The sequence below is a fragment of the Rhodocyclaceae bacterium genome, assembly GCA_020248265.1.
Classification (GTDB): Bacteria; Pseudomonadota; Gammaproteobacteria; order Burkholderiales; family CAIKXV01; genus CAIKXV01.
The window spans coordinates 185,848-211,299 of record JADCHX010000004.1; the positions used below are offsets into that span (position 1 = coordinate 185,848).

The following is a 25,452-nucleotide window of genomic DNA, read 5'->3' on the forward strand; positions in this document are numbered from 1 at the left end:
TACGGTCACGCACAGATGCCGGACGACCGGTCGACGCCAAGAATACTTGGACACGGAGGGGGCAGCATGGCTGGTCTTTCTTTTCGCAGCGTCGCGGCTGCGGTGCTGTTGGCCGTCCCGGCCATGGTCGCCGCGCAGCCGGCGTCGACCTACCCGGATCGCCCGGTGCGCGTGGTGAACCCGTCCTCGCCCGGTGGCGGCGCGGACGTGATCTCGCGCATCGTGATGCAGGAAGTGTCGAAGTCGCTCGGGCAGACCTTCATCATCGACAACCGTCCGGGCGCGGCAAACATCATCGCCACCGAGATCGCCGCGAAGGCGCCGCCCGATGGCTACACGCTGCTGATCGCGGCTACCGGCACCTTCGTTACCAACCCGCTGCTCTACGCGAAGCTGCCGTATTCGATCAACGACTTCGAGACGATCAGCATTGTTGCCGACGCGCCCTTCATCCTGTCGGTGCATCCGAGCGTGCCTGCGCGCACGGTGAAGGAACTGATCGGCTACGCGAAGGCGCAGGACGGCAAGCTCACCTTCGCCTCGTTCGGGCGCGGCAGCTCGTCGCACCTGGCAGGCGAGCTGTTCCAGTCGGTGACCGGAACGAAGCTGGTCCATGTGCCGTACAAGGGCGCGGCGCCTGGCATGGCTGACCTCGTCGCCGGGCAGATCACGATGGCCTTCGACAGCGGCCTGTCGTCGATCCCGCATGTGAACGCGAAGCGCATCCGTCCGCTCGGCGTGGCCGCACCGCAGCGCCTGCCCAGCATCCCCGACGTGCCGACGCTGGCCGAGCAGGGCCTTGGTGCGTTCGACGCCGGCACCTGGTACGGCGTGATGGCACCGGCGCGCACGCCGAAGCCGATCATCGACCGGTTGCATGGCGCGATCGTCAGGGCGCTCGCCCTGCCCGACGTCACGAAGAAGATCAACGACCTCGGCACCGCGGTGATCGGAAACACCCCCGCGGAGTTCAGCGCGCAGATCGCGCGCGAGAGCGAGCGCTGGGCCGCGGTGGTGAAGCAGGCCGGGCTGAAGCCGGAGTGAACGCGACCCCGGACGCCGTTTCGCGTTGCACCAGGTCCGGCTGCTGCGCATGACGTCGCCCGTCATCGTCCGCGCCGAAGCGATCCCGGTCTCGCTGCCGCTCGCGCGTCCGCAGCTGATGGGTGGCAGCCAGCGCTTCACGCATTCGGAGTCGCTGGTGGTGCGGCTCGAAACCGACAGCGGGCTGGTCGGCTGGGGTGAGGCGTCCGCCGCGCCGACGATGACCGGTGAGACGCTGCCTGGCATGAAGCTGGTTGCCGACCGCGTGCTTCTGCCGGTGCTCGAGCGTGCGCCGCTGATCGAGCGCGCGACGATCGAGCGGCGCCTCGATCGCGCGATCCCGGGCAACAGCGCAGCCAAGTGTGCGCTGAATGTCGCGCTGTACGACCTGCTCGGCCGCCACTACAAGGTGCCGGTGCATGCGCTGCTCGGTGGCCTCGCGCGCACCTGGGTCCCGGTGATGCATCTGCTGGCCAACGCCACCATCGACGAAGACCTCGACGAGGCAGTGCGCAAGCAGGCCGAAGGCATCCGCCTGTTCAAGGTGAAGGCGGGCGTGAAGCCGGTCGTCGATGAGATCGCGATGCTGGCCGAACTGCGTGCACGGCTCGGCCCGGCGGCGATGCTCTGCGCCGATGCCAACACCGGCATGGGGCTGCAGGACGCCTGCGACTATGCACGCGCGGCGGCTAGTGCTGGCCTGCTGTTCTTCGAGCAGCCGCTGCCCGACCACGATCTCGAAGGCATGATCAAGGTCGCGCAGGCCGGCGGCGCGCCCACCTGCGCCGATGAATCCGTGCACGACATCGACCACATCATCGCCTGGCAGCGTGCCGGCGCGATCTCGGGCGTGAACCTGAAGACGATCAAGCTCGGCGGCATCGCCGGGCTGATGCGTGCGGCGATCGTGTCCGGGCAACTCGGGCTGAAGATCAACCTAGCCTGCAAGGCGGGCGAGTCGAGCATCGGCACCGCCGCACTGGTGCACCTCGGCTACACCGTGCCCAACCTCGACTGGGGCATCACGCCGAGCAGCCAGTACCTCGCCAAAGACATCGTGCGCGCGCCGCTGCGCCCGGTCGACGGCAGCATCCCGGTGCCGATGGGCGATGGCTTGGGCGTGGACGTAGACGAGACGGCGGTCGAGCATTTCCGAATCGCCGTCTAGAACACTGCGCGACGCTGCGGCATTTGTATTGACAATTGAGCGGCCCGGTCCTAACGTCGGTGCATCGGCCCTCACGGCCCCCGCAACAAGGATCCGCGATGAATGCGCGAGCCCCGCTGGCCCTGGCGGTTGAACCGACTGCCGCTGCTGCAACTTTCCCCCCGCTTCCTGCCGGCACCGGCAAGGATTTCTCCGGTGTCTCCTATGCCGAGGCCGTGCAGCGTGCGGCCGACCTGATCCCGCTGCTGCGTGCCGAAGCGCCGGCGACCGAAGCCGCGACCCGGCTCACGGACAAGGTACTCGCTGCCCTGCACGAGAGCGGCCTGCTGCGCTCGCAGCAGCCGAAGGCCTGGGGTGGAATGGAGCTCGACTTCCCGGCGTTCTACGAGATCCCGGAGAAGCTCGGCCAGGGCTGCGCCTCGACCGCCTGGGTGTTCGCCAACCTGTCTTCGCACCATCGTCAACTCGTGCAGTGGGATCCGAAGGCGCATGAAGAGATCTGGGGCAAGGACCCGGACGCGCTGATCGCCTCCGGCATCGCCTATGTGCAGGGGCAGGGCACGCTGGTCGACGGTGGCCTGCTGCTGTCCGGCCAGTGGAGCTTCTCGTCCGGCGTCGACGTGTCCTCGTGGAACATGCTCGCCTGTGTGGTCAAGGATGCCGACGGCAAGCCGATCGACTGGTGCATGAACCTGGTGCCGCGCGAAGACTACGAGATCATCGACGACTGGCAGGTGCTGGGCATGCGCGGCACCGGTAGCCGTACCGTGCGTTGCAAGGACGTGTTCGTGCCGCAGCATCGTGTGCTGTCGATGCAGGTATCGAAGCCCGGTCACAGCTTCCCCGGCTTCAAGAAGCACGCCAACCCGATGTTCCGCGTCCCCAACTCGGCGCTCGGCGGCAATGCGATCGCGGGCGCGATGATCGGCAATGCCCGTGCGATGCTCGACGAGACGACGTCCTCGGTGAAGCAGCGTGCGACCAGCTACACCGGCGCCTCGATGCGTGACTTCCCTACCGTGCAACTGCGGGTGGGCATGGCCGGCGCGAAGATCGACGCGGCGCACGCCTGGCTGAAGGGCGACTGCCACGAAGGCTGGGCGCACTACAAGGCCGGCGGCAGCTTCGACCTCGAGACCAAGCTGCGCTATCGGCGCAACACCGCAATGGCGATGAAAATCGCCAACGAGGCGGTCGACATCCTCCAGGAGATGGCCGGCGCCAGTGCGATCTACGACAAGAGCCCGCTGCAGCGGATGTTCCGCGATGCGCATGCATCGTCCGGGCATGTGGTGTTCAGCACCGACATGCAGTTCACGCCCTGGGGGCTGGTGGCGCTGGGCGGAGCGTTCAAGAGTCCGACGATGTAGGCCTGTTGCAGGAGGCCCGGGCCGATGCCGCCGCCGGTCGCCTGCGCCGCCAGATCGGCAGGCGTGCGCTATGCTCGGTGCGCCATGTCATCGATCCATGCCAAGCACCCCACCCGAGGGCATGCCTGCGCGGCATTTCGTACGTTGCTGCTTGCCGCAGGGCTGGCCCTGCTCACGGTTGGCTGCGCCACGCCGTTCACTGCAGCCGACGTGCCGCTGGCGCAGCCGCCGATCGTCAGCGACCGCGCGCCCGAGCGGCCGCTCAAGGAAAGCTACTCGCTCCACAACAACACGGCGAAGGTAGGGCTGGCCGCCCTGCAACCGCTGGTGCCTGCCTATGCTGGCTCAGGCCGGCTGCTGGCAAGCTGGAACCCGCATCCCAAGGGCGTGGCGGGGCGTCCTACCTTCGTGGTCGTTCATGGTGGCCACGGACTGGTGCCCGGAAATTTCGCCACCGCGCTGTGGTTGCGCGATGCGCTGGGTGCGAACGTGCTGCTGCTCGACAGCTACTGGAGCCGCGGCCGCGAAGAGAACTGGGCCACCTGGACGGCGTTCGGCGCGAACATGCGGGCCCTCGACGCCGTCGCGGCCGCCCGTTGGCTGCGCGACAACCGGGCGTTGGATCCGGCCCGGATCTTCCTCTACGGTGACAGCCAGGGCGGCTGGACCGTACTGCGGACGTTCACCGACGAGCCCTTCCTGCGCAGCCAGGTGTCCGGCCTCTACCGCGCCGGCATCGCGCTCTACCCGAACTGCATCGCCGACGGCAGTCTGCATCGACCCGCGCTAAGTCCGTACATCGCGCCGGTCATCGTGTTCACCGGCGGCCGCGACACCGCGACGCCGATCGAGCCATGCGATCGCGCGGCGCTCACGCGCGCAGCGCAGTGGCACCACTATCCCGACCAGACGCATGGCTGGGATACGGCCAATCGCGGCGCGCACACCCCGGCAGTCGACGGCGAGTGCGGCAAGGCGATGAACGTGTACAACCGGTTTGCCGTGTGCCGCAGCGATGCCACGACGAACGACATGCGCCGCCGGATCGCGGCCTTCATCGACAGCCTGAAGCCGGTCGACGCGCGCTGACCCGGTCAGCGGGCTCGTCAGGCTGAAGTACGGTCACGCACTCGAAGACCGCGCCTTGCGGATCGAAACCTCGGTTCCTGCCATCTCGAGTTCTCTTGAAATGCGTACTGCCTGGTTGCGACCGTTTCGGAACAACGAAGCGCGACGTTCGGTCAGGATGGCCTCCAGGCATCAAAGGGCATATGGCAAGGTATCTGCCAAGTTCGCGCTGGTGGCAAATCTCTCGTTCTTGTTTCGTCGAACTCGGCTGTAGTGGATCCTGCCTGGACAGGTGGTGGACTGCAGCGCCGAATACATGGGCCAGGCTCCAGAAGCCCGCGCGCCCACCCCTTGCATGCTGCGACGCACCCTTGCTAAAGTCATTCAAACAGCCATCCCGCAACCCGCCCGCACGGGATGAGCCGCAGCTTCAAAGCCGCAGCTTCAAAGCCGCAGCTTCAAAGCCGCATACACATAAAGTGGGCAACGGGAGGAGGCACCATGACCACGACGACCGGTCCCCGGTATGTCGCAGACATGCTTCGCGCGTACGAAGTCTCGCATCTGTTCTTCGTGCCCCAGATGCTGCTCGAGACGCTGACCGCGCTCGAAGGCCAGTCGATCCGCCGCATCATGACCCACGGCGAGAAGGCCGCCGCCTACATGGCCGACGGCTATGCGCGCGCGTCGCGCCGGCCGGGCGTGTGCATGGCGCAGCACGTGGGTGCATCGAACCTCGCGGCCGGGTTGCGCGACGCCTACCTCGCCTGCTCGCCGGTGGTCGCGATCACCGGCGGCCCGGCGCCGCACCAGCGCTACCGCCATGCGTACCAGGAGCTGGAAGACTTCACCCAGTTCGACCACACCACCAAGTTCAACGCGCATGTCGACCACATCAAGCGCCTGCCCGACATGATGCGCCAGGCGTTCCGCGAGGCGACCAGCGGCGCGCCCGGTCCGGTGCACCTGCAGATCGGCGGCCACCATGCCGAGTGCATCATGGTCGAGGCCGACCTCGATCTGCTGGTCGAGCCGCAGTACAAGACGGTGCCGCCGTTCCGGCCCGCCGCCGACCCGGCGCATGTCGTCGACGCGCTGCGCCTGCTCGCCGCTGCGCAGCGCCCGATCATCGTCGCCGGTGGCGGCGTGCACTGGTCGGCGGCGCAGGCCGAGGTGGTGCAACTCGCCGAGCTTCTGCAGATCCCGGTCGCGACCTCGCTCAATGCGCGCGGCACGATCCTCGACGACCATCCGCTGTCGGTGGGCGTATGCGGCACCTACTCGCGCAGCTGCGCGAACCAGTCGGTGGGCGAGGCGGACCTCGTGTTCTTCATCGGCAGCCATACCGGCAGCCAGGTCACCGCGCGCTGGCAGGTACCGAAGCCGGGCACGCCGGTGATCCACCTCGATATCGACCCGCGCGAGCTCGGCCGCAACTATCCGGTGCAGGTCGGCCTGCTCGGCGATGCGAAGGTGGTGCTGCAGCAGATGATCGAAGCGGCCACCGGCACGAAGCCGACGCCGCGCAAGGCCTGGCTCGACCACATCCAGTCGCTGGTCGCCGGCTGGCGCGCCGACACCGACGGCCACCGCAACTCGGACGTGGTGCCGATGCGCCCCGAGCGCGTCTGCCGCGAGATCGGCGAGATGCTGCCGGCCAACGCGGTGATGGTCTGCGACACCGGCCACTCCGGCATCTGGACCGGCACGATGATCGACTTCCTGCGTCCGGGCCAGCGGCTGATCCGCTGCGCCGGCTCGCTCGGCTGGGCGCTGCCCGGCGCGATGGGCGTGAAGTGCGCGCTGCCGGATACGCCGGTGGTCTGCTTCGCCGGCGACGGCGGGGCGTACTACCACCTGGCCGAGCTCGAGACCGCGGCGCGCTACGGCATCAACATGGTGCTGGTGGTGAACAACAACAGCGCGCTCAACCAGGAGATCCCCCATTTCGACAAGTCGTATGGCGGCGACCCGGACGAGCGTGGACGCGCGCTTTGGGGCTTCAACCCGGTGAGCTTCGCCCAGGTGGCCGAGTCGCTCGGCTGCGTGGGCATCCGCGTCGAACGGCCGGAGGACATGCCCAAGGCGATGGAGCGCGCACTGAAGGCGAACCGGCCGGTGGTGATCGACGTGGTCACCGAGCATCGCGCGTTCTCGCCGAAGACCTGGACGGGCGGCGCCGCCAGCGCCCACTGAAAAACAGAACGACTGTAGGGGACTTCCCATGCATGGTTCACTCGAACACCTGAAGGTCGAGGTCGACCTGTGCGCACCCGGCTGGGAGCGCATCATCGATCCGAGCCCGCCGGTCGCCGTCCTCGCGAAGGACATCATCTTCGGCGAAGGCCCGACCTGGGACGCGAAGAACGGCTGCCTCTGGTTCACCGACATCATCGGCGACACCATCTGGAAGTGGACACCCGGCAAGGGGCAGGAGCTGATGCTGCGCCCGTCGGTGAAGGCGAACGGCACCTGCCTCGACCTCGAGAACCGGCTGGTGGTCGCCGGCTGGGGCGGGCGCACAGTGTTCCGCCGCGAGCACGACGGCCGCTGGACGACGCTCGCCGACAAGTGGAAGGGCATGAAGCTCAACAGCCCGAACGACATCGTCGTGAAGTCCGACGGCTCGGTCTGGTTCACCGACCCGCCCGGCGGACTGGTGAACGTCGGCATGACCGGCCCCGACATGCAACGCTACCTCGACACCCAGCCGGTGTTCCGCATCTCGCCCAGCGGCGAGCTGTCGGTGGTGTGCGAGGACAACACGTATCCGAACGGCCTGTGCTTCTCGCCGGACGAATCGATCCTGTACGTGAACTGCAGCCGCGAGCGGGTGATCCGCGCCTACGACGTGAAGAAGGACGGCAGCGTCGGACCGGCGCGCATCTTCTTCCGCTACGACGGGCCGGAGCGCGGCGTGCCGGATGGCCTCAAGTGCGACGTCGACGGCAACGTGTGGTGCACCGCGCCCGGCGGCATCTGGGTGCACGACCCGTCCGGCAAGACGATCGTGCGCATCAAGACGCCGGGCCACCACCCGACCAACATCGCGTTCGGCGACGCCGACTGGAAGACGCTCTACATCACGATGATCGGATCGGTGGTGAGCACGCGCATCAACATCGCCGGCGTGCCGTCGCGATGAACGGCCACCCCTGACCGGAGACTCGAATGGCCTGGAACTTCGAACTGATTGCCGGCCCGTTCAAGGGCCGAACCGGTGGCCTTGCCTGGGATGGCAAGGGCATGCTGTTCAGCGCGGTGGCCGAGGAGCGCGTGCTGCGCTACGACCCCGCCACGAAGAAGGCAGACACCTTCCGCCGCTGGACCGGCCGGGTGAACGGCCTGGCGGTCGCACCCGACGGCTCGGTGTACGCCGCGCAGGAAGGCGGCCGCCGTGTCGTGCACTACCGCACCGACGGCAGCACCGCACCCACCGAGGAACTGCTCGACGGCGCGCACCACAACCAGCCGCTCGACGTGCAGCTCGACAGCCGCGGACGCATCTGGTTCGCCGATGCGTACAACGCGCAGCCGCCATACGGCCCGCCCGCATATCCGATGCTGGACCACGCTTCGGTGCTGCGCCTGGATCCGACCGGCCCCGGTACGTACCGCATCGAACGCATCACCCACGACACCTGCGGACCGCGTGCGGTGCTGCTGTCGAAGGACGAGCGCACGCTGTATGTCGCCGATGGCGACGTGGAGCGTGGCGACGTGTGCCAGCTGTTTGCGTACGAGGTGAGCGCGTATGGCAGCGTCGGTCATGCACACACCCTGCTTACCTTCACCGCGATCGACCGCGGTATCGAAGGCATGTGCCTGGACAGCGACGGCAACATCGTCGCCTGCATGGGCTGGAGCAAGGCGGGGGCAGGGCCTGCGATCGTGGTGATCTCGCCCGGGGGGACGATCCTCGAGACGCATGCGGCACCGGCGGACATGCCGATGCGCTGCGCGTTCGGTGACGACGGGTTGAAGAGCCTGTACGTGACAGCGGGGGATGGCGGGTTGTATCGCGCGACGGATACGGGGCGGCGCGGGCTCAAGCGTTAAGGGCAGCAAGGGACGCCGCAGCAAGGGAATCGGCAGCAAGGGAATCGGCAACAGAAGGCAACGAAGACGGTCGGCGCATCACCGGACAACCCCCGCCACGAGGCGGGGTCACGCGGGAGATCGCAATGGACTTGAAGCGTTCGAAGAGGGCCCTGACCGTGCTGGCCGCGGGCACCGCAGCCGCCCTGCTCGCGGGCAACGTGCGCGCGCAGGGACCCGCGCAGGGGACCGCGCAATACCCGATGAAGCCGATCCGGCTGATCATCCTCAGCACGCCGGCCTCCGGCCCGGACATCGTCGGCCGGCTGATCGGCGGACACCTCACCGAAGCCTGGGGCCAGCAGGTGGTGATCGATCCGCGCCCCGGCGCGAGCGGCATCATCGGAGCCGAGATCGCCGCGCGCAGCGCCCCGGATGGCTACACGCTGACGATCGCCACCACCCAGGCCGCGATCGTGTCGGTGATGTTCGACAAGCTGAAGTTCGACCTGGTGAAGGACTTCGCGCCGATCACCCTGATGGCCTCGACGCCGTTCCTGCTGGTGGTGAACCCCGGGCTGCCGGTGAAGACGCTCCCGGACTTCATCGCACTGGCGAAGGCGAAGGCCGGCGACCTCCTCTACGGGTCCGGCGGTTCCGGTTCGCCGCCGCATCTGTCCGCCGAGTTGTTCAGGCACATGGCCGGCATCCGGTTGCAGCACGTGCCGTACAAGGGCGTGACGCCGGCGCTCACCGACACCATCGCCGGGCAGGTGCACATGACGATCTCCGTCGTGCCAGCCGTGCTGGCGCACATGCGTTCGGGCCGTGTGCGGGCGCTGGGCATCACCAGCGCCAGGCGTTCGGAGGTCGTGCCCGAGGTGCCGGCGATCGCGGAGACGATTCCCGGCTACGAGTACATCGGCTGGTACACGCTGCTGGCGCCGGCGAAGACGCCGAGCGCGATCATCAACCGTCTGAACGGTGAAGTCGTGTCGGCCCTGAAGACCTCGGCGGTGCGGGAGAAGCTGGCGGACCTGGGCGCGGAGCCGATCGGAAGTTCGGTGCGCGAGGTCACCGAGTTCATCCCGGCACAGATCGCGCGGCTGCGGGAACTGGTGCAGTTGTCCGGCGCCAAGGTGGATCGGTAGGCCGCTCGAGCAGTTGGGGGCGCCGTGATGGCGGCGCGGAGACGTGCTGGGTCGCTCGCGCTTCATGCCCTCTTGGGGAACGCCGCCACGTCAGGGTTCAATCGAACGGATGGACATCGCGCTTGGGGGTTTGAACCTGCGTGTGGCCAAGGAGTTTGTCGATCAACGGTAGCGCATGCCGCTCGAAACGACCTCCCGAAAGCCATGTGGCACACTCGGACGCAGCGCTGACTGGTAAGGGGACGTCCACGATCGTCGCCCCGTGCCGAAGCTCGATCGTGATGCTCTTCCGAACAATGCTCGCCGCAACGCAGCAGCGTCGACAGCCAGTCGGCACGCTCGGCCGCAGCGCCGATCGGCCAGGAGACATTCACCACTGTCTGTCGATCCATGGCGCACCTCGATCGTGATGCTTTCGCGGACTGCGCTCGCCGGCACGACGGTGATCGGCATGAACTGCTCCGCCGTCACGGCCGTGTGTCAGGACTTGACCGATGGTGTGGGCCGCACCGACATCCCGGAACGTCCCCGTGCATCGACCCAGCGGTGAACCAAGGTCGCGTTCAACCGGTTGGCCAGCGGGACTGACGCGATAGATACGCCTTGCTTGCGGCTCGCCGCCAATACCGCCGCCTTGAACTGGGGGCTATGCTTCCTCCGACGCCGACGCCGACGCCGACGCCGACGACCGCCGTCGCGCACCAGCCACGTCCACGCGCGCGTCTAGGTCGCGCAATGTCGCAGGGAACACTACGAGGAACGACCGACGGAGCCCCTGGGCGGTTTGCCCCCTCCGCCCTCGTCGCGAAGGAGCGAGCCGCCAAGGCCCCTATACTGACTGATGGACTCTAGATCAAAGTGCTACTGATCGGGGCCTATGCGCTCCAGAAGACTTTCAGCATTGCACTAGCCGACCGATAAACTTGACAAGGCATGGAGGGACGGGCGTGCTGGACGCAAACCTACTCATCGGTAATTGAGCAGGATCTCCAGGAAGTTGAGAATCGCTCTCCTCGAAAAGAAGCGGGTGCTGACTTTTGAGGTCCATCTCGAGAGCCTTCAACCAAACGCGAAGCATGCTCAACAAATACTTACCTCTGCACTTGAGCAGCGAGGGTAACTCATCGAATTCTGACCGGAGCTTTTGGTAGCTCTCAGGCGTGGGTTTTCCCTCAAGCACCACTATGTCTGAAACAGTCTCATAAGCCCGAAAAACAGAGTCAGCGTTAATCGTGACAATCTCGGACGCTCTGGATGGTTTCGCCAGAACACTTATCTGAAGCCTCCTTGCGACAAAGAGCTCGAGATTGACAGGCTCGCAATGTGCAACAAACCCCGAAACGATCTCCTTAAACGTTTCGCGAAGGCGCCTGCGCTCAGCAATGCGTCCCGAACGCCTGAATTCATTACGCAAGATACTGTCGACTACCTCTTCTGTACAAAGGAGGTTTTCTATTGAATACGCCCCCAGTTCATAGACATGCGGATGCGGTAGTGTTGCGATGTCAAAATCTCGATCCACGAAAAAGAAAATTTTGTCCAGTAATGGGTCGCTGCTATCCATCAAAATCTGATGATAGGCCAACAGCTGTTCTTTCCCTGCACCATGCATCGGTTCAAATCTCGTACATGCGCCAATTCGCTTTATCCACTCGTCGTACACGGGGATGTCTTCCGGCCCTTCATACACAAAGATGAGTATGTCGGGGTCTTCGCCACGAATTTTCAGAACTTTTAGCTTTAGAACCGATGCGCCTTTGCGGCTAGCCCGTAGCTTCTCAACTAGCGAAGCCATCGACATTCTCCCCGGTTCTCTCCATCCTTAGTCCTACGGTGAACTGATCCAACTCGTTTTCGAAGATGAAGGGTGAGTGAGTGATTGCAAGCATCTGAGTGACTGATCCGCTCGCCATTACGTCGGGTAGGACTTTGCGTTGCCAATCAATAGATAGCGACAATTCCGGTTCGTCGATCAGAACGACCTTAGAGCCCTTGTAGAGATAAAGCTTCGCCATCAACGAGACGATTTGCTTTTCTCCGGAAGACAGAGCATCCAGTGGAACAATGCAGTTGGCCCAGGAGTTCTCCACAACAACCTTAAGTGTTCTTGGGTCAAAAGCTAACCGCTTCTCGTCACTGGACATCGTCAGATAGCTGTTGCAAACCGTGACAAACTGTTCGATTCTTTGTTCTGTAGTTTTCGTTTGATCAATGACCGAGTTCAGACGACTCAGGAAGTACCTCAAAAACTCGAAGTCTTTCGAGTGGATTTCTCCAGAATCGTAGAGCGTTTCGATGTTTTCGAAAATTTGTCCGAGATTGTTTTCTACCCGTCCGAGGCGTCCCAAAAAAAGCGAAAGTGATCCGATGTCTGGAAGTGCATCAATTCCTAAGGGAAGTTGGAAAGATTGGCCCTTAAGCATGTCGTTTAGAATACGCGCGCTCAATCCGCGATACCCGAAATTGGAGGTGCGCTCAATTTCCTCGGACAGCTCACCGAGACGAGCTTCGATGTCGCTAAGCCCAAACGCAATGCCCTCATACGAATAGTCGTTTTTTTCGCGGGTCGGTGCATACCAATTGGTTCTGATCGCCTCCCGCTTTCGACTCGATCGCAAGAGCGGTCGTTCGATCCTTCGATAGGTCGGCAGAAAAACCACATCAGCTCTTCCAATTAGGCCGCGAAGATCCGAAGCAATTTCTTTTGCTCGCTCGCTAAGTGACGAATTCAAGAGTGCATGTGCCTCATCGAGCGCTCGCTTTATCTCTTGGTAGTCGCCCGGTATGGTCAAGTAGAGTTGACTTATAACCGGTGTCTGTAGCAACCGGTCAAAGTTCGCCGGAATGTACTCATTCTGCAAAAAGTCTAGAAGTGCCTCCTCTGGGAGTTCCGCACTTTTGGCTAGAGCCTTGACCGATTCAAGCCCAGCGCCAGCCGCCGAACCAAAGTCCTCGCGAGTCATCCGAATTGCGTCTTCACGAGCAAGAAACTTGCATTCAAGCGCAGAGAACGGTAGCGCGGCTAAGCGGTGGAATCGCCTTGTAAGAAAGGCATTGAGCGCGCTCAATACTGTCGTCTTGCCCGTGCCGTTCTCCGCGACGATTACTGTGGCTGCTCCAGCAAACTGGACAGTAATGTCTTTGTATCCGTGCACGCCACGCAATGTGAAGTATTGCAAAAGCGGCGGAGTTTCTTGGTTTGGCATAGTGCTGTTCCGGTTGGTCCAAATGGCGGACTTGGACTAGCTAAGGCGGAAAGAAGGCTGAACAGACAATGACCGTCAAGCAGTTCGGCGCGACTGTCACTGCGCTCATATTATTCCAGTCTCGGGATAGGGGCAGGTATCGGTCACTCGCCAATAGCCTAGTCGCTCTAAACAAATGCTTTCAAAGCGCCCGCGAACCATCAGTTCCGCCAACCCCCTCCCCACCGCCGGCGCATGCATCAACCCATGCCCCGAAAACCCACAAGCCACCAGAAAGTTCTCCGGCCCGCCCTCGCAGTGCCCCAGGATCATGTTCCCATCCAGCTCGCACTCGTCATAGAGCCCGGCCCACTCCCGCACCAGCTTCAGTTCCTCGAATTCCTTGACGCGCGCCGCACACGCCGGCCACACCACGTCCTGGAACCACGACGGCTCCACCTCGAAGTTGAACCCGCGCGGTTCGTCCGACTTCACCAGCCCCACCGCATAGCCCTTGCCCTCCGGGCGGATGATCAGGCGGTCCGGGTCCTTGATCAGCGGCATGTCGGCGGGCAGTTCGTGCGCGAGTTCGACGTAGTGCTCGAAGCGGCGCATCGGGTTCACCGGCAGGTCGACGCCGACCAGCTTGGCGATCGACGCCGACCAGCAGCCGGCCGCGTTCACCACATGGTCGCCGCGCACGCGCGCGCCCGACGCAAGTTCGATCTCGACGATCCGCCGGTTGCGCACGTACAGGTCGACCGCGCGATCTCGCAGGAAGGTCACGCCCATCGCCTGCGCCTTGCGGCGGAAGCCCTGCAGCACGCTGTTCGGGTCGAGCCAGCCGTCCTGCGGTGACAGCACGCCTAGCGCGAGGTCGTCGTTGCGCATCCACGGATAGCGCGCGGCGATCGCGGCGCGATCGAGCAGTTCGATCTGCACGCCCTCGGCTTCCTGCACGCGGGCGTTTTGCTCCAGCACCTGCGCATGCTGCGGCCCGCCGATGAACAGGTAGCCGCGCTCCTTCCACTGCACGTCGGGTGCGTAGCCATCCACCGCGACATGCTCGGCGAAGTTCTTGTAGTACTCGATGCTGAACTGCGACATCCGGATGTTTTCCGGCAGCGCGAACAGCCGGCGGCAGCCGCCGGTGGCCATCGGCGTCGCGGCCTTGGCGTAGGTCGGATCCGGCTCGAGCACGCAGACGCGCTCGACGCCGGCCTTGCGCAGGAAGACCGCGGTGGCGCAGCCGATCGCGCCACCGCCGATGATCACGACGTCATGTTGGGTGCTCATCGCTCGACGTCCGCGCTCACTGCACCGGCGGAATCTTCGCCTGCTTGACCACGCGCTCCCACTGCTTCACCTCGGCGGCCAGGTAGGCGCCGAAGTGTTCCGGCGTGCTCGCCACCGGCTCGGCGCCGGAGGCGGAGAAGCGCTCGCGCACGTCCGGTGCGGCCACCACCTTCGCGATCTCGGCGTGCATGCGCGAGACGATCTCCCTCGGCGTGCCGGCCGGGGCGAGCAGCCCGACCCAGGTGACCGCCTCGAAGCCGGGCAGCGTGTCGGCGATCGGCGGCACGTCGGGGATCAGCGTCGAGCGCTTCGCGGTGCCGATGCCCACCGCGCGCAGGCGGGCGGGGATGTAGCGGGTCGCGGTGTTGACCGTGTCGAACATGAACGAGATCTGTCCGCTCAGCACGTCCACCAGCGCCGGCGCGCTGCCCTTGTAGGGGATGTGCAGCAGGCTCGCGCCGATGCGCCCGGCCAGGAGTTCTCCGGCGAGGTGGTTGGAACTGCCGTTGCCGGCCGAGCCGTAGGTGAGCTTGCCCGGGTTGGCCTTCGCAGCAGCGATGAAGTCGGCCAGCGTCTTGATCGGGCTCGCGGCCGGCACCACCAGCAGGTAGGGCACGTCGGCGATCTTGGTCACCGCCGCGAAGTCCTTCACCGGATCGAAGTCGAGCTTGGTGTAGAGCGCGGGTGTGGTGACATGGCTGCCGGCCGGCGTGACGAAGGTGTAGCCGTCCGCCCCGGCCCTCGCGCCGATCGCGGTGCCCAGCGTGCCGCCGGCGCCGCCCCGGTTGTCGATGATGATCGGCTGGCCGAGCGCCTCGGACAGCCGCGGTGTCACCGCGCGCGTGACCACGTCCGCCACGCCGCCGGCCGCGAACGGCACGATGAAGCGGATCGGCTTGGCCGGCCAGGCCTGGGCGAAGGCGGGCAGGGCGCAGGTGGCGCCGAGGGTGGCTATGGCCAGGGCCACTGATCGGGACAGCGGTGTGCGTGAGGTGCGTGAGCTATGTGACATGGTCCGGGTTCTCCTGGAAACAACAGTTCAAGGGTTGGCGCATCGTTCGAGGATCTCGAGCGCATGCGTGTCGAGTTCGATGCCGCGTTCGGCCGCCTGCCGGCGTCGGGCATAGCGCCGCGCACCGGGCAGCTTCGGCGTGCCGGAGTCGTGCACCGCAGCCACCAGCGGCTCGACCCGCGCGGCCACGTCGGCGCCGGCGCAGCGCGGATCGATCAGCAGCAGAAACTGCCCGCACTTGGACGGCTTGTTGCCCGGCACCGGTGCCTCGAAGCCTAACGGGCTGCCGCTCAGGGCCGCCGCCAGGATCTCCACCATGAACGCGATCGATGCGCCCTTCACGCCGCCGAAGGCGACCAGTGCGCCGCCGTCGAGCACGCGTGAGGCATCGGTGGTCGGCTGGCCGTCGGCATCGACGCCGACGCCTTCCGGCAACGGGCGTCGTTCGCGCGCCGCACGCAGCACGTCGCCCTGCGACATCACGCTCGCCGCCTGGTCCCAGACGATCGGCAGGCCGTTGGCGCGCGGGCAGGCGAAGGCCGAGGCGTTGGTCCCGAAAACCGCTTTCGCGCCGCCCCAGCCGGTGACGCGGGCGCGCGAGGTGACGCAGCTCATCGCGATGAAGCCGTGTGCGGCGAAGGGCTCGATGTCGGGCCACAGCGCGGCGAAGTGGTGGGCATCGCGTATCAGCAGTACTGCAGTGCCAGTGTGCGACGCGCGCTGCATCAGGTCGTCGCGCCACTGCGCGAGCGCGAGATGCGTGAATCCCTGGCGCGCATCGATCACCAGCATCGAGTCGCGCGAGCTCGCCACCTCGGGCAGTACCGTGCCATCCGCATAGCCGGTGCGTACCGCCTCGATGTAGCCGGGCAGGCGCAGCAGGCCGTGGCTCGGCGTGCCGTCGCGCTCGCAGGCGACGATGGTGGCGGCGATCGGCGCGGCGACCTGCGGGGAGAAGCCGTTGCGGACGAGCGTGTCCTCGACGCGGGCGAGCAGTGTGGCCTCAGGGATGAACTGCGTGATGAACTGCGGGATGCGCTGCGCCATCTACAGCGTGCCCTTGGCCAGCCCGGCCAGCTCCGCCATCAGCGCCGTGTCCTGCCGGCGTGCGGGCGCGAGCGCCGTCGCGAACGATGGCACCAGGTCGCCGGCGATCCACGCCGCGCACAACGATCCGGTCGCGCAGGCGCCCATCGAACCGAAGCCCGACAGTGCCCCGGCGACGAACGCGCCCGGCGTGGCCATCGGCCCGATCAGCGGCCAGTTCTCCGTCGTCTGCGTGTAGTAGCCACCGTAGTGCCGTACTCCCCGCGGCAGCTTGCCGATGTAGGCCGCGAGCTTCGGCTGCAGCCGGCTCACCGCGCGGATCACCGAGTCGGGGAACTGCGGGTCTATCGGCGCGGTTCCATGTGAGTCGGCATGCGGGCTGCTCGGCGTCTCGTTGTAGGCCCAGCCGACCTTGATCCAGTTGCCATCGACCGGCCCGTCCGGACGGCAGTGGATGCCACCCTTCATCGGCTCGGTGAGCCGGCGCGTCGCCGGATCGGAGGCGAGCAGCGCACGGTCCTCGTCGCTCCAGGCGAGCGACTGGCCGTCGAGGTCGATCGCGAACGGCTGGTGCCGCGCGACCGCGTGCAGCGTGTCGGGGAAGGCGATCTTCTGCTGGAACACGCACTCGACCTGCAGGTCTTCACCGAGCATCGACGCGATGTCCTGCAGGTACGGGCCAGCGGCGTTGACGACGCGCTCAGTGATGAGCGTCGTCGGTGTCGGGGATTCCGGCGTGGCGATCTCCAGCCGGAACGGCGTGCCAGCGGTGATCGACTTCACCTCGCCGCGCAACAGCGTGCCGCCCGCTTCGCGGATGGCCTCCAGCATCAGGCTGCCCATCTGTTGCGCGTCGATCGAGCCGGCGCGGCGGATGTGGATGACGGTGGCGATGTCGTCCGCGAACGCGGGGAAGGTGCGGCGGATGAGCGCGCGGTCGAGCAGCACGTCTACGCCGGACGGCGATCCCTGCCAGGGCGTGCGACGGGGCTGGATGTAGTCGCCCTCGCTCCCGCTCGCGCGCAGGCGGATCTGGCCGGGGGCTTCGGCATAGCCAAGGTGCAGCGCATCGATCAGGTCCTGCGGGTTCTCGCGCCGGGTGACCAGCGCATAGCCGCCGCGCGTCATGTTCAACCGCCCGCCGGAGGCCTCGTCGAGCTGTTCCATCAGGTCGATCGAGTGGTCGGTAAACGCCGTCATCACCCGATGCGGCCACCAGTTGCGGTAGTTCTCGCCCGACTGGGCGGAGGTGAGGCTCATCGGGGGCCGCGGGTCGATGAGCGCGATACGACGTACGCCGTGGTCGCGGACCAGATAGTAGGCGACGGCGATGCCGATGGATCCGGTGCCGATGATGGCGACGTCGACGGGGTGCATGGAAGATTCCAGGAGCGTATCCGCTCAAGTGTAGCGGGGAGGTCGGGAGCTGGACAGGTGCACTTCGGGGTCTGCACGCCGCCGGCCCCGCCCACGGCCGCGCCGCCTTCGCGTCGACGGCAACCTGTGTCGTTACCTTCGGGTAACCCTGCCCCGACCACAATCCGGCAACGGTGCCGGGTTGCCCGGACACCGTCACCTCGAACCCCTGGAAAGGATAATCATGTCCGTACACGCCAGATCCGGCGCAGCCCTGATCATCGCAATGGCCTCGACGTTCTCGGCTTTCGACGCATCCGCAAAGGATGTCGCTGGCCGCTACGTCAGTCTCTACGCCGGGCCGAGCAGCCTGTCTTCGACCACCCTGACCGAGTCGCGAACCTCTGGTGGCACCGCGAGCGGCGACACGAGCTTCGACACCGGCGTCGGGTTCGGCGGCGCATTCGGCTATCGCTACGGCAATGGCTGGGCCGCTGAAGTTGCCTGGGACTTCCGTCGCCACGGCGTGAAGAAGATCGGTACATCGTCCGTCGATGGTGACTTCGCATCCAACACGTTCTTCGTGAACGGGTACTACCGGTTCGCGAAATGGGGCGACATCCGCCCGTTCGTAGGGGCAGGACTGGGGTGGACGCAGGAAATCGACATCGACATCAAACGCAACGGACGTGAACTGAGCTATTCCCGCTCAGGTGCAGCGGCTGTTCAGGTAATGTTCGGAGGAGAATGGGATCTTTCCCCGAAGTGGAGCCTGGTGGGCGATGTCAGATTGATGCGGGTCAGTACGGGCACCTTCGATGCGGAGGATGCTGCTGCAGGCGGCAGGATCTCCGGCGATATCAAGTACCGGCCCGTTTCGATCAACCTCGGCGTGACCTACCGGTTCTGATCCCGGGGCGCCACTGAAAGACGGCCTCGGCCATGCCCAGAATCCTCTTAGTCGAAGACCACCCGCGCATGGCCCAGGTCATCTGCAGCATGCTGGAACGAAACGGGATAGCCTGTGATGCAGTGATCAGCCTGGGTCAGGCTGCAGCAGCGATGGCGGACGCTCGCTACGACGCAATGATCCTCGACCGTGGCCTGCCCGATGGTGACGGTTTGCAAGTGCTTGTCCGGCTGCGCGCCATGCGGGAATCCATCCCCTGCATGGTGCTTACCGCTCGGGATGCCCTGGGCGACCGTGTCGACGGACTGGATGCCGGCGCAGACGACTATCTGACCAAACCGTTCGAGATGGATGAGTTGCTCGCCCGAACGCGGGCGCTGCTTCGCCGCAGCCAGCCCTGGATGCCGACGGAGGTGACCTTCGGAGACATACGACTGGTGCCGCAGCTCAGTTCGTTGTGCGTCGCACATTCCTGCATGACCCTGTCTCCGACCGAGTTGCAGATCATGCTTGCGCTGGCCCGACACGAGGGGAGTGTCGTGAGGCGAAGCATGCTGGAGACTGCTGCCTGGGGCCTGTCATCTGCCGTGACACCGAAGGCCCTGGATGTTGCCATTCACCGCCTTCGTGGAAAACTGGCGACATTGCGTTCCACCGTGTCGATCGCCAACTCGAAGGGAATAGGTTATGCGCTGGTCGTTCCCGAGGACGCCTAGCCTCGCGCTGCGGCTGTCGATCGCGTTCGCCCTGTCCATCTTCATTGTTGCCGGCGCTTACCTGGCGGTTCAGATGGTGCTGGCCCAGCGTTTCGCAAGCTTCATTACCGAGCAGAGCCTCAAGGGCCAGACCAACGACATCGCCGAAGCCATCGATGCGGGTTCGTCCGATGGCAGCGTGGTCGTCCGGCTCGGCGGCATCGATAACTTCGGGTTCGATGCGTTCTTCGCGAACCTGAAGTACCGCGTGCTGACCGAGGATGGGCGGGTCGTCGCCTCGTCGGAGAGCCGGTTCGACAGCCTGATGCCCACGATTCCGGTCGAACGACAGGATGGCTTCTACCTGCCGACCCTGATCGATGGTGTTCGCTTCCATGTCGCAGCCGTACGCCATAGCGTCGATGGCCGCGCCTTCCTGGTTCAGGTCGGGCGCAGCGACCGGTTTGCCGAACTCGCCCAGGAAGCGATCGTGCCTGCCGTCAACCAGGCGGTAGGAGTCATCGTCGCGATATCCATCGTGGTGCTGTCGATCCTCAGTTTCCTGGGGATACGCAGCGTGTTGCGGCCGATCAGGATCGCCAGCGAGACGGCGAAAACGGTCGGGCAGGCCAATCTTTCTGCACGTTTGCCTGTAGAGGATGTGCCCTCCGAGATCCGTCCGCTGATCGCGGCGTTCAATGACGCGCTGGCTCGCCTCGAGGTGGCTTTTTCCAGCCAGCAACGGTTCTTCGCCAATGCCGCACACGAGCTGAAGACGCCCCTCGCGCTCTTGCGCGGGCAACTCGAAGACGCAGCGGGAACGATCCCGGCCCCGGCCCTGCGCGATGTGGATTCCATCGCACGCACCGTCAACCAATTGCTGCACATCGCCGAGGTGTCGGGTGGAAGATCGCTCGACAAGCGGCCGACTGCAGTCGATGAGGTCGCCCGGCAGGTCGTCGGGTTTCTGTCCTGGCGGGCCGAGCGCGCGGGAGTCAGTCTGCACATCGTCTGCGAGCCGGCGGGGGTCGATATCCTGTCAGACCAGGGAGAGTTGTTCGTCCTGCTCAAGAACCTGGTCGAGAACGCCGTGGATTTCTCGCCCGAGGGCGGTACCGTGTGTATCTGGGTGGGTTCCGATCGAATCGCCGTCGAGGACCAGGGCCACGGGGTGCCGGAGGACCAGCGCGAAAAGGTGTTCGAACGATTCTGGCGAGGTTCGCAGGGCGATCGGCCAGGTTCGGGACTGGGTCTGGCGATCTGCCTCGAGGTGGCAACTGCGCACCAGTGGCAGATCAGGTGCACGGAAGCCGCGTCCGGCGGGGCTCGTTTCGAAGTGATATTCGCGGCGCCGTGATCGTCGCAGGTATGCGGCGCCGGCGCCGCGCCGTGCATCGGGGCTGCTAGAAGTCGAAGGTGCGCACGATGATGCGCGGTGCGGTGGTATCCGCTGCCTGTTCAGTGATGCTTGCGCGCACGATGCCCGCAGGTTCGGGTGCCCGCTCCAGCAGTCGCTGGTTCTCGCGCACTACGGCCTCGCAGCCGGGCATGCTCGTCACGCCAATCCCGACGGTGCAGACGCGGACCACGGTTGCGCGGACCTCCAGGGTCGCACGCGCCTGGCGCGTCTGTGCCATGACCGGCCCGGACGCGAGATCCGTCGCCAGCGCGATCGAGCACAGCGATAGAACCCTGGTCCGCATGACCCAAGGTAACGGCAGGATGGTGCAGGACTTGACCCCGGCGGCACCCCGGGGGCATTGCCGGCCCGATCGCTAGAAGTCCAGGGTGACGGTCAACCAGTCGGTGTACCCGCCGGGGCGCGCGTCACGCGGTCCGTCCAGGCGCCCGAATACCGGTAACTGAAGGCTGGCCTGTTGCTTGGCACCCACGTTGAGCGTCACGGCCGGATCACCGCTCGCACGCCACAACCGGGTCCTGCTCGCGTCCCGGAACAGGTTGTATTCGAGAGACGAGCCGCCGGGCCCCGCCATGCGCCGCCGGCTGTCGGTGCCGCCCGAGCCGGCCGAAACGGCAGTGCGCATCATCACCACCACATCGGCGATGCCGGTGTTCCTGCAGATCACTTCGATGTTGCCCAGGCTGCGATCGACTGGCATCTCTGCAAGGATATCGACGCTGCCGAAGCTCATCGCCGGCACCTGCAGGTCGCAGGACACCTGCGCCTGCGCGGTGGGCAGGGTCAGAATCGCTGCCGCGGTGAGCAGACCGGTCAGGGCCCGGCGGGTCGACATGATAGCGGTCCTATCTCGTGATAGCCGCCCAACGGCAGGGACGGGGACAGCTCGAATTCTACGCTGCAGGCGGCGCCATCGCGCTCGACCTGTAGTCGCAGGATGCCGGGGCTGGCGCGCACGAAGATTTCGCCGCGGGGACCCACGCGCGATGTCTCCACGCCGCTGGCGCCACGCACGGTGGTGCCAGGCGGTGGCACGGTGCCGTCCGGATCGATCACGCGTACAAGCGCGCTGGACACGCGCTTCACGCCCAGGATGGCGATGACCGCGCTGCGCGGGGCAACCACGAAGCGGGTGCGCTCATCGAGCACGGTCACGTCCGCAGGCAGTGCATCGACATCGACATCGACCCGGTGGGGCACGAGAGCGCTCACCCTCGGCAGCACCAGGCGGCCCGTGCTGTCGGTGCGGCCTGCAGGCTGGCTGTTGAAGCTCACCGGCACATCGGCCACGTCGGGCACCCGCACCAGGGCGAAGCTGTCGTTGATGGAACGCGCGGCGAACACGGCACCGCCGACAGTGCCCAGGCTGCCACGGGCCCCGAAACGGGACGCGCCAGGCTGGCCCTGCGTGGCCGAGTGCTCTGCCGAGAGCAGAACGGCGCGCGACTGGGCGAAAACGGATGCCTCGCCGCGGGTGCCCGCGCTGCCCTCGTTGCCGGACACTCGATAGCCGAAGCCTTCCGACAGCGGCAGCGGTCGCTGCAGGCTGATGCTGTTCTGGCGCAGCGAGCCGCCTTCCGAGGAGACGGACGCAAACTGGTTCTTGTCCAGGGGCAGGCTCAGGGTCAGGCGCAGCGAGTCGCTGGTGCGCTCCGCGAAGCTCGTGCGCGCGGCAGTCAACAGCACCGCGGTGCCCCTGGGCAGGTTCCAGATCAGGCTGAGGTTGGCGCTGCGCTGCGCCTGGCCATTGGCGGCGCGCTGGTCGATCCACCCCGAATTGATGCTGACGCCGGCGCGCAGCTGCTGGCCTGCCGTCACTGTCACCTGGCGCTGTGTCGCCAGGGCAGGGTCGAGCACGCCGGCGAGCCGGAAGCCGTCGTCGGACTGATCCCAGCGCAGCGTGGCGGAGCGCCGCGGCGAGACATATCGGTAGCCTGCACCGCCCAGCCAGTGGATCCGGCCTGCGTTCTCGTTGACGGCGCCGGAGATCTCGGCCTCGCCTGCGGGCAGGGCGAAGGTGGCTGCAGCGCCCGCCACGCGGGTCACGCCCGCTTCCAGCTCGGCGCGGGCCTCCAGGGTAAGGGTGTCCGACATGCCCTGCCGCCAGAGCGCGCTCAGGTAGCTGTTGCCGTATTCGGGGTCTCCGGTCACGAGCGCCTTGCGCAGCGTGCCGGCTGACATCGCGTACTGCGAGAGGCCCTGGCGCAGCAGCCTGCCCGTGCTGTAGAAGGCGGCGTCCACCCGCTGTTCCCGGCCCAGCGCGTCGCGAATCACCAGCCGCGCCTGACCGGCGCCGGTGACCACGGGCAGTTCGTTGAGCGTGAACGGTCCTGCCGGCACGCCGAGCGAGCGACGCAGCTGGTCATTGATGAAGACGTCCACCGTGGATGGCGTGACCGCCTCGCCGCTGAACCGCGGCATGGGCTGGGTCACGAAGCCGGGGCGTAATCCGTAGTTGGAATACAGCGAGACCCCGCCGAAGCGCAGCGGCAGGCCGAAGGCGCCTGGCTGAGCGGTCACGTCGCCCGCCTCCAGCGTGGTGGCGTTGTTGATCCAGTCGTAACGATAGGTGGTGGCCAGCCGCTCCGTGCCCCTGCGCTGCGCAACATCGCCGCCCAGGTTACGGTTCACGAAGGAATGGGTCAGCGATCCGTAGCGGGAAGTTCCGACGATATCGAACAGTCCCGCGCCCGAAACCGTCCCGTTGCCCGAGTTGACCGAGAAATCGTAGTTCACGAACGCGGCGGGGCTGCCGGGCGTGATGTCGATGGGCTCCAGTTGCAGCGATTGCGCGCTGCCGGGGAACACGCTGGCTGGTGCCATGATGTCGGCCCTTCCTTCACGCACATCGAAGCGCTGCAGCGTAAGGCCGAGGGTCTTCAGCCGATGGAAGGGCTCGCCACCGTCCACGAACGCGGCCGGGGCGGCGGGCGGTCGCAGGCCGAGGCTGCGCAGGGCCGAGCCCGAGAGGTAAAGCTCGCCCTCGCGCTCCGATGCCAGCACCACGACGGGCGCCTGCCCGTTGAGACGCACTTCGATCGCTGCCGGACTGGCCTGCGCACCCGCGGCCGAGAAGGCTGCCGCCCACAGCGCCAGTGCAAGGCGCCACCGCCTGCGCATCAGCGCGGCGGTTGCAGTTCCACCGTCTCGGTGCTGCCACCCGGCAGGGCTACGACGATGGACCGACCCAGCTCCGGCGCGCGCCAGCGACGCGTCTGACCAGGCAGCACATAGCCGCTGCCGCCTTCCAGGTCGCGCGCACCCTCCAGGCGTATGCCTGCCAGAAGTGCCGTGGCGTCTCCACGGTTCTCTACCTCCAGGAACGGACCGTCCGGCGAATCGACCCTGCGCCACTGCAGTGAGGGGACGGCGCGGGGCGGAGTCACGAACACCGGCAGAGTGACACGCAGCACGGTGGCGAGCCCTGTGACAGGCAGCCGGGCAGGAGATTCCTGTAGCGCGATCCGGTAGGTGAGCTGGCGCTGCGGGTCGGCCGGACGCACGAACAGGATGCGCACCACCTGGCGCTCTCCCGGCCGCAGGTCGAACAACGGTGGGCTGGCCACGAAGTCTGCGGTGGGTTCGAGCTGATCGCCCGATGCGTTCGCCCTCCAGGCAAACCGCTCCACCGTGAGCTGGATCTCGGTGCTGCCGTTGTTGATGACCTCGATCGACCCGCCCGTCTGACCCGCGCGCAGATCCACCCGCACCGGGGAGACGGAAAAGGAGCCTGCCGCCAGTGCCACGCTGCCGCTGCCGATGCCGATGCCGAGCAGCGCCGCGAACAGCACCAGCGCCCGGCGCACTGACGCGGATCGTGCTGACAGGAATCGTACTGACGCAGAGCGTATCGACGCAGAGCGCATGTGCAGCCTCACAAGAAAACGGGCGAGTTCATCGCTCGCCCGTGGACACTGCGCTGCCTTGCCAGCCTTGCCGGAACAGCGAACCCTCAGAAATCGACAACGATGGTGACGGTCTGCGAATAGCTGCCCGCAGCGACCGTCTGGCCCGAGGCGATACTGCCGAAGATATCGATGCTCTGCGTGAAGCCGGTGCCTGTGCGCTGCGCACCGGTTGCATCAAACGGAAGCTGCGTGGTGCGGCTGACATTGGTGAACAGGCCGTATTCGAGCACGGCACCGGCCGGACCGACCATTCGCCGCGGGGTCGTCGGGGAGAACACGCGGTAGGTCTGGCCGTTGCTGCAGGTCACGGAAAGCGTGGCCGATGCAGTGACCTCTGCCGAGCCGTTGTACGTGGGAAAAGTCAGCGGGGCGGTGCTGATCACGCAGGCACCCACTACGGTTGCGCTGACCGACATCGTTGCCGATACCTGTGCAGCCTGGACTGCGGGGGCCACCAGCCCCAGCGCTGCGGCAAAGGCCAGAAGACGGAGATTGTATTTCGCCATGGAATGGACCCTCCTGATCATTTGGAAACCGGAAAGACCGGGTCGAGGACGCGAGTGGGAAGGCTTTCGGGGATGGCAACGCCTTGCCGCAAGCACACCGACTTCCGACGCATTATGGTTCAACATACGCACGCTCCTCAAGAAACGCAATGCAGCGCCGATAACACAGTATTTTTTCGCGGTTGTACGCGGCACGTTGCAGGCCTTGCTGCTCGGCCCGACCGCGGCGGAACGTCGAGGTGGCGTCGACCGATCAGCTGCGGTAGGCGCTGCGCTCC

General features: G+C 65.9%; 22 protein-coding genes. 11 read left to right on the forward strand and 11 right to left on the reverse strand.

The features are described 5' to 3' along the window. Positions 1 to 66: 66 nt before the first annotated feature. The 8 genes from ING98_04625 (at position 67) to ING98_04660 (ending at position 9,839) form a co-directional block, all read left to right on the forward strand. Positions 67 to 1,044, forward strand: coding sequence for a tripartite tricarboxylate transporter substrate binding protein (locus ING98_04625; GenBank protein MCA3101135.1), 978 nt, complete (start codon positions 67 to 69; stop codon positions 1,042 to 1,044). Between the two features lie 49 nt (positions 1,045 to 1,093). Further along, positions 1,094 to 2,212, forward strand: a complete 1,119-nt coding sequence (locus ING98_04630; GenBank protein MCA3101136.1) for a hypothetical protein — start codon at positions 1,094 to 1,096, stop codon at positions 2,210 to 2,212. A gap of 98 nt (positions 2,213 to 2,310) precedes the next feature. Next, entirely contained in the window at positions 2,311 to 3,582 is a 1,272-nt protein-coding gene (locus tag ING98_04635; protein ID MCA3101137.1) for an acyl-CoA dehydrogenase, read from the forward strand. Between the two features lie 144 nt (positions 3,583 to 3,726). Continuing rightward, the gene (locus ING98_04640) at positions 3,727 to 4,671 is read left to right on the forward strand and encodes a dienelactone hydrolase (GenBank protein ID MCA3101138.1); all 945 of its coding nucleotides are present in this window, start codon (positions 3,727 to 3,729) and stop codon (positions 4,669 to 4,671) included. 480 nt (positions 4,672 to 5,151) lie between these two features. After that, on the forward strand, positions 5,152 to 6,846 hold the full coding sequence (locus ING98_04645; protein MCA3101139.1) for a thiamine pyrophosphate-binding protein: 1,695 nt from the start codon (positions 5,152 to 5,154) through the stop codon (positions 6,844 to 6,846). Between the two features lie 28 nt (positions 6,847 to 6,874). Next, on the forward strand, positions 6,875 to 7,795 hold the full coding sequence (locus tag ING98_04650) for an SMP-30/gluconolactonase/LRE family protein (GenBank protein ID MCA3101140.1): 921 nt from the start codon (positions 6,875 to 6,877) through the stop codon (positions 7,793 to 7,795). A gap of 26 nt (positions 7,796 to 7,821) precedes the next feature. Beyond that, a complete protein-coding gene (locus tag ING98_04655) occupies positions 7,822 to 8,709 on the forward strand; it encodes an SMP-30/gluconolactonase/LRE family protein (GenBank protein ID MCA3101141.1) in 888 nt (295 codons plus the stop codon). A gap of 125 nt (positions 8,710 to 8,834) precedes the next feature. Then, positions 8,835 to 9,839, forward strand: a complete 1,005-nt coding sequence (locus ING98_04660) for a tripartite tricarboxylate transporter substrate binding protein (protein MCA3101142.1) — start codon at positions 8,835 to 8,837, stop codon at positions 9,837 to 9,839. An 895-nt stretch (positions 9,840 to 10,734) separates the two neighbouring features. Here the strand turns inward: ING98_04660 and ING98_04665 are convergent. The 6 genes from ING98_04665 to ING98_04690 all read right to left on the reverse strand — a co-directional run bounded on the left by ING98_04665 (position 10,735) and on the right by ING98_04690 (position 17,756). Then, entirely contained in the window at positions 10,735 to 11,634 is a 900-nt protein-coding gene (locus ING98_04665; protein MCA3101143.1) for a DUF4435 domain-containing protein, read from the reverse strand. Then, positions 11,618 to 13,045 (reverse strand): AAA family ATPase, encoded by a 1,428-nt coding sequence (locus tag ING98_04670; GenBank protein ID MCA3101144.1) that lies wholly within the window; start codon positions 13,043 to 13,045, stop codon positions 11,618 to 11,620. Before ING98_04670 ends, ING98_04665 begins: the two co-directional genes overlap by 17 nt. Positions 13,046 to 13,150: 105 nt before the next feature. After that, positions 13,151 to 14,320 (reverse strand): FAD-binding oxidoreductase, encoded by a 1,170-nt coding sequence (locus ING98_04675; protein ID MCA3101145.1) that lies wholly within the window; start codon positions 14,318 to 14,320, stop codon positions 13,151 to 13,153. A 16-nt stretch (positions 14,321 to 14,336) separates the two neighbouring features. Next, complete coding sequence (locus ING98_04680) at positions 14,337 to 15,332, reverse strand: tripartite tricarboxylate transporter substrate binding protein (protein MCA3101146.1); 996 nt, start codon at positions 15,330 to 15,332, stop codon at positions 14,337 to 14,339. A 27-nt stretch (positions 15,333 to 15,359) separates the two neighbouring features. Then, positions 15,360 to 16,379, reverse strand: a complete 1,020-nt coding sequence (locus ING98_04685) for an Ldh family oxidoreductase (protein ID MCA3101147.1) — start codon at positions 16,377 to 16,379, stop codon at positions 15,360 to 15,362. Then, complete coding sequence (locus tag ING98_04690) at positions 16,380 to 17,756, reverse strand: FAD-binding oxidoreductase (protein MCA3101148.1); 1,377 nt, start codon at positions 17,754 to 17,756, stop codon at positions 16,380 to 16,382. A 223-nt stretch (positions 17,757 to 17,979) separates the two neighbouring features. Here ING98_04690 and ING98_04695 point away from each other — a divergent pair, with 223 nt between their 5' ends. From ING98_04695 to ING98_04705, 3 genes are read left to right on the forward strand one after another with little or no spacing between them, the layout of a single operon-like run. Continuing rightward, positions 17,980 to 18,645, forward strand: a complete 666-nt coding sequence (locus tag ING98_04695) for a porin family protein (GenBank protein ID MCA3101149.1) — start codon at positions 17,980 to 17,982, stop codon at positions 18,643 to 18,645. A gap of 32 nt (positions 18,646 to 18,677) precedes the next feature. After that, positions 18,678 to 19,361, forward strand: coding sequence for a response regulator transcription factor (locus ING98_04700; GenBank protein ID MCA3101150.1), 684 nt, complete (start codon positions 18,678 to 18,680; stop codon positions 19,359 to 19,361). Next, positions 19,333 to 20,697: a HAMP domain-containing histidine kinase gene (locus ING98_04705; GenBank protein MCA3101151.1), complete on the forward strand. Its 1,365-nt coding sequence runs from the start codon at positions 19,333 to 19,335 to the stop codon at positions 20,695 to 20,697. Before ING98_04700 ends, ING98_04705 begins: the two co-directional genes overlap by 29 nt. Before the next feature lie 46 nt (positions 20,698 to 20,743). On the opposite strand, the gene ING98_04710 is transcribed toward ING98_04705, so the two are convergent. From ING98_04710 to ING98_04730, 5 genes are all read right to left on the reverse strand, one after another. Beyond that, the gene (locus ING98_04710; protein MCA3101152.1) at positions 20,744 to 20,977 is read right to left on the reverse strand and encodes a hypothetical protein; all 234 of its coding nucleotides are present in this window, start codon (positions 20,975 to 20,977) and stop codon (positions 20,744 to 20,746) included. Between the two features lie 138 nt (positions 20,978 to 21,115). Then, a complete protein-coding gene (locus tag ING98_04715) occupies positions 21,116 to 21,595 on the reverse strand; it encodes a spore coat protein U domain-containing protein (GenBank protein ID MCA3101153.1) in 480 nt (159 codons plus the stop codon). Continuing rightward, positions 21,574 to 23,880 carry a fimbrial biogenesis outer membrane usher protein gene (locus ING98_04720; GenBank protein ID MCA3101154.1) on the reverse strand — a complete coding sequence of 769 codons (2,307 nt, stop codon included), beginning with the start codon at positions 23,878 to 23,880 and terminating at the stop codon, positions 21,574 to 21,576. Before ING98_04720 ends, ING98_04715 begins: the two co-directional genes overlap by 22 nt. Beyond that, positions 23,880 to 24,551, reverse strand: a complete 672-nt coding sequence (locus ING98_04725; GenBank protein MCA3101155.1) for a molecular chaperone — start codon at positions 24,549 to 24,551, stop codon at positions 23,880 to 23,882. Before ING98_04725 ends, ING98_04720 begins: the two co-directional genes overlap by 1 nt. A 161-nt stretch (positions 24,552 to 24,712) precedes the next feature. After that, positions 24,713 to 25,300 carry a spore coat protein U domain-containing protein gene (locus tag ING98_04730; GenBank protein ID MCA3101156.1) on the reverse strand — a complete coding sequence of 196 codons (588 nt, stop codon included), beginning with the start codon at positions 25,298 to 25,300 and terminating at the stop codon, positions 24,713 to 24,715. Positions 25,301 to 25,452: the final 152 nt, after the last annotated feature.

Coding starts and splice junctions, on each gene's coding strand:
- ING98_04670 (MCA3101144.1), bottom strand. CDS start 13,045: ATGCCAAACCAAGAAACTCCGCCGCTTTTGCAATACTTCACATTGCGT.
- ING98_04675 (MCA3101145.1), bottom strand. CDS start 14,320: ATGAGCACCCAACATGACGTCGTGATCATCGGCGGTGGCGCGATCGGC.
- ING98_04715 (MCA3101153.1), bottom strand. CDS start 21,595: ATGTCGACCCGCCGGGCCCTGACCGGTCTGCTCACCGCGGCAGCGATT.
- ING98_04730 (MCA3101156.1), bottom strand. CDS start 25,300: ATGTTGAACCATAATGCGTCGGAAGTCGGTGTGCTTGCGGCAAGGCGT.
- ING98_04700 (MCA3101150.1), top strand. CDS start 18,678: ATGCCCAGAATCCTCTTAGTCGAAGACCACCCGCGCATGGCCCAGGTC.
- ING98_04705 (MCA3101151.1), top strand. CDS start 19,333: ATGCGCTGGTCGTTCCCGAGGACGCCTAGCCTCGCGCTGCGGCTGTCG.
- ING98_04625 (MCA3101135.1), top strand. CDS start 67: ATGGCTGGTCTTTCTTTTCGCAGCGTCGCGGCTGCGGTGCTGTTGGCC.
- ING98_04650 (MCA3101140.1), top strand. CDS start 6,875: ATGCATGGTTCACTCGAACACCTGAAGGTCGAGGTCGACCTGTGCGCA.
- ING98_04645 (MCA3101139.1), top strand. CDS start 5,152: ATGACCACGACGACCGGTCCCCGGTATGTCGCAGACATGCTTCGCGCG.
- ING98_04720 (MCA3101154.1), bottom strand. CDS start 23,880: ATGCGCAGGCGGTGGCGCCTTGCACTGGCGCTGTGGGCGGCAGCCTTC.
- ING98_04655 (MCA3101141.1), top strand. CDS start 7,822: ATGGCCTGGAACTTCGAACTGATTGCCGGCCCGTTCAAGGGCCGAACC.
- ING98_04695 (MCA3101149.1), top strand. CDS start 17,980: ATGTCCGTACACGCCAGATCCGGCGCAGCCCTGATCATCGCAATGGCC.
- ING98_04630 (MCA3101136.1), top strand. CDS start 1,094: ATGACGTCGCCCGTCATCGTCCGCGCCGAAGCGATCCCGGTCTCGCTG.
- ING98_04660 (MCA3101142.1), top strand. CDS start 8,835: ATGGACTTGAAGCGTTCGAAGAGGGCCCTGACCGTGCTGGCCGCGGGC.
- ING98_04710 (MCA3101152.1), bottom strand. CDS start 20,977: ATGGCACAGACGCGCCAGGCGCGTGCGACCCTGGAGGTCCGCGCAACC.
- ING98_04690 (MCA3101148.1), bottom strand. CDS start 17,756: ATGCACCCCGTCGACGTCGCCATCATCGGCACCGGATCCATCGGCATC.
- ING98_04680 (MCA3101146.1), bottom strand. CDS start 15,332: ATGTCACATAGCTCACGCACCTCACGCACACCGCTGTCCCGATCAGTG.
- ING98_04665 (MCA3101143.1), bottom strand. CDS start 11,634: ATGGCTTCGCTAGTTGAGAAGCTACGGGCTAGCCGCAAAGGCGCATCG.
- ING98_04685 (MCA3101147.1), bottom strand. CDS start 16,379: ATGGCGCAGCGCATCCCGCAGTTCATCACGCAGTTCATCCCTGAGGCC.
- ING98_04635 (MCA3101137.1), top strand. CDS start 2,311: ATGAATGCGCGAGCCCCGCTGGCCCTGGCGGTTGAACCGACTGCCGCT.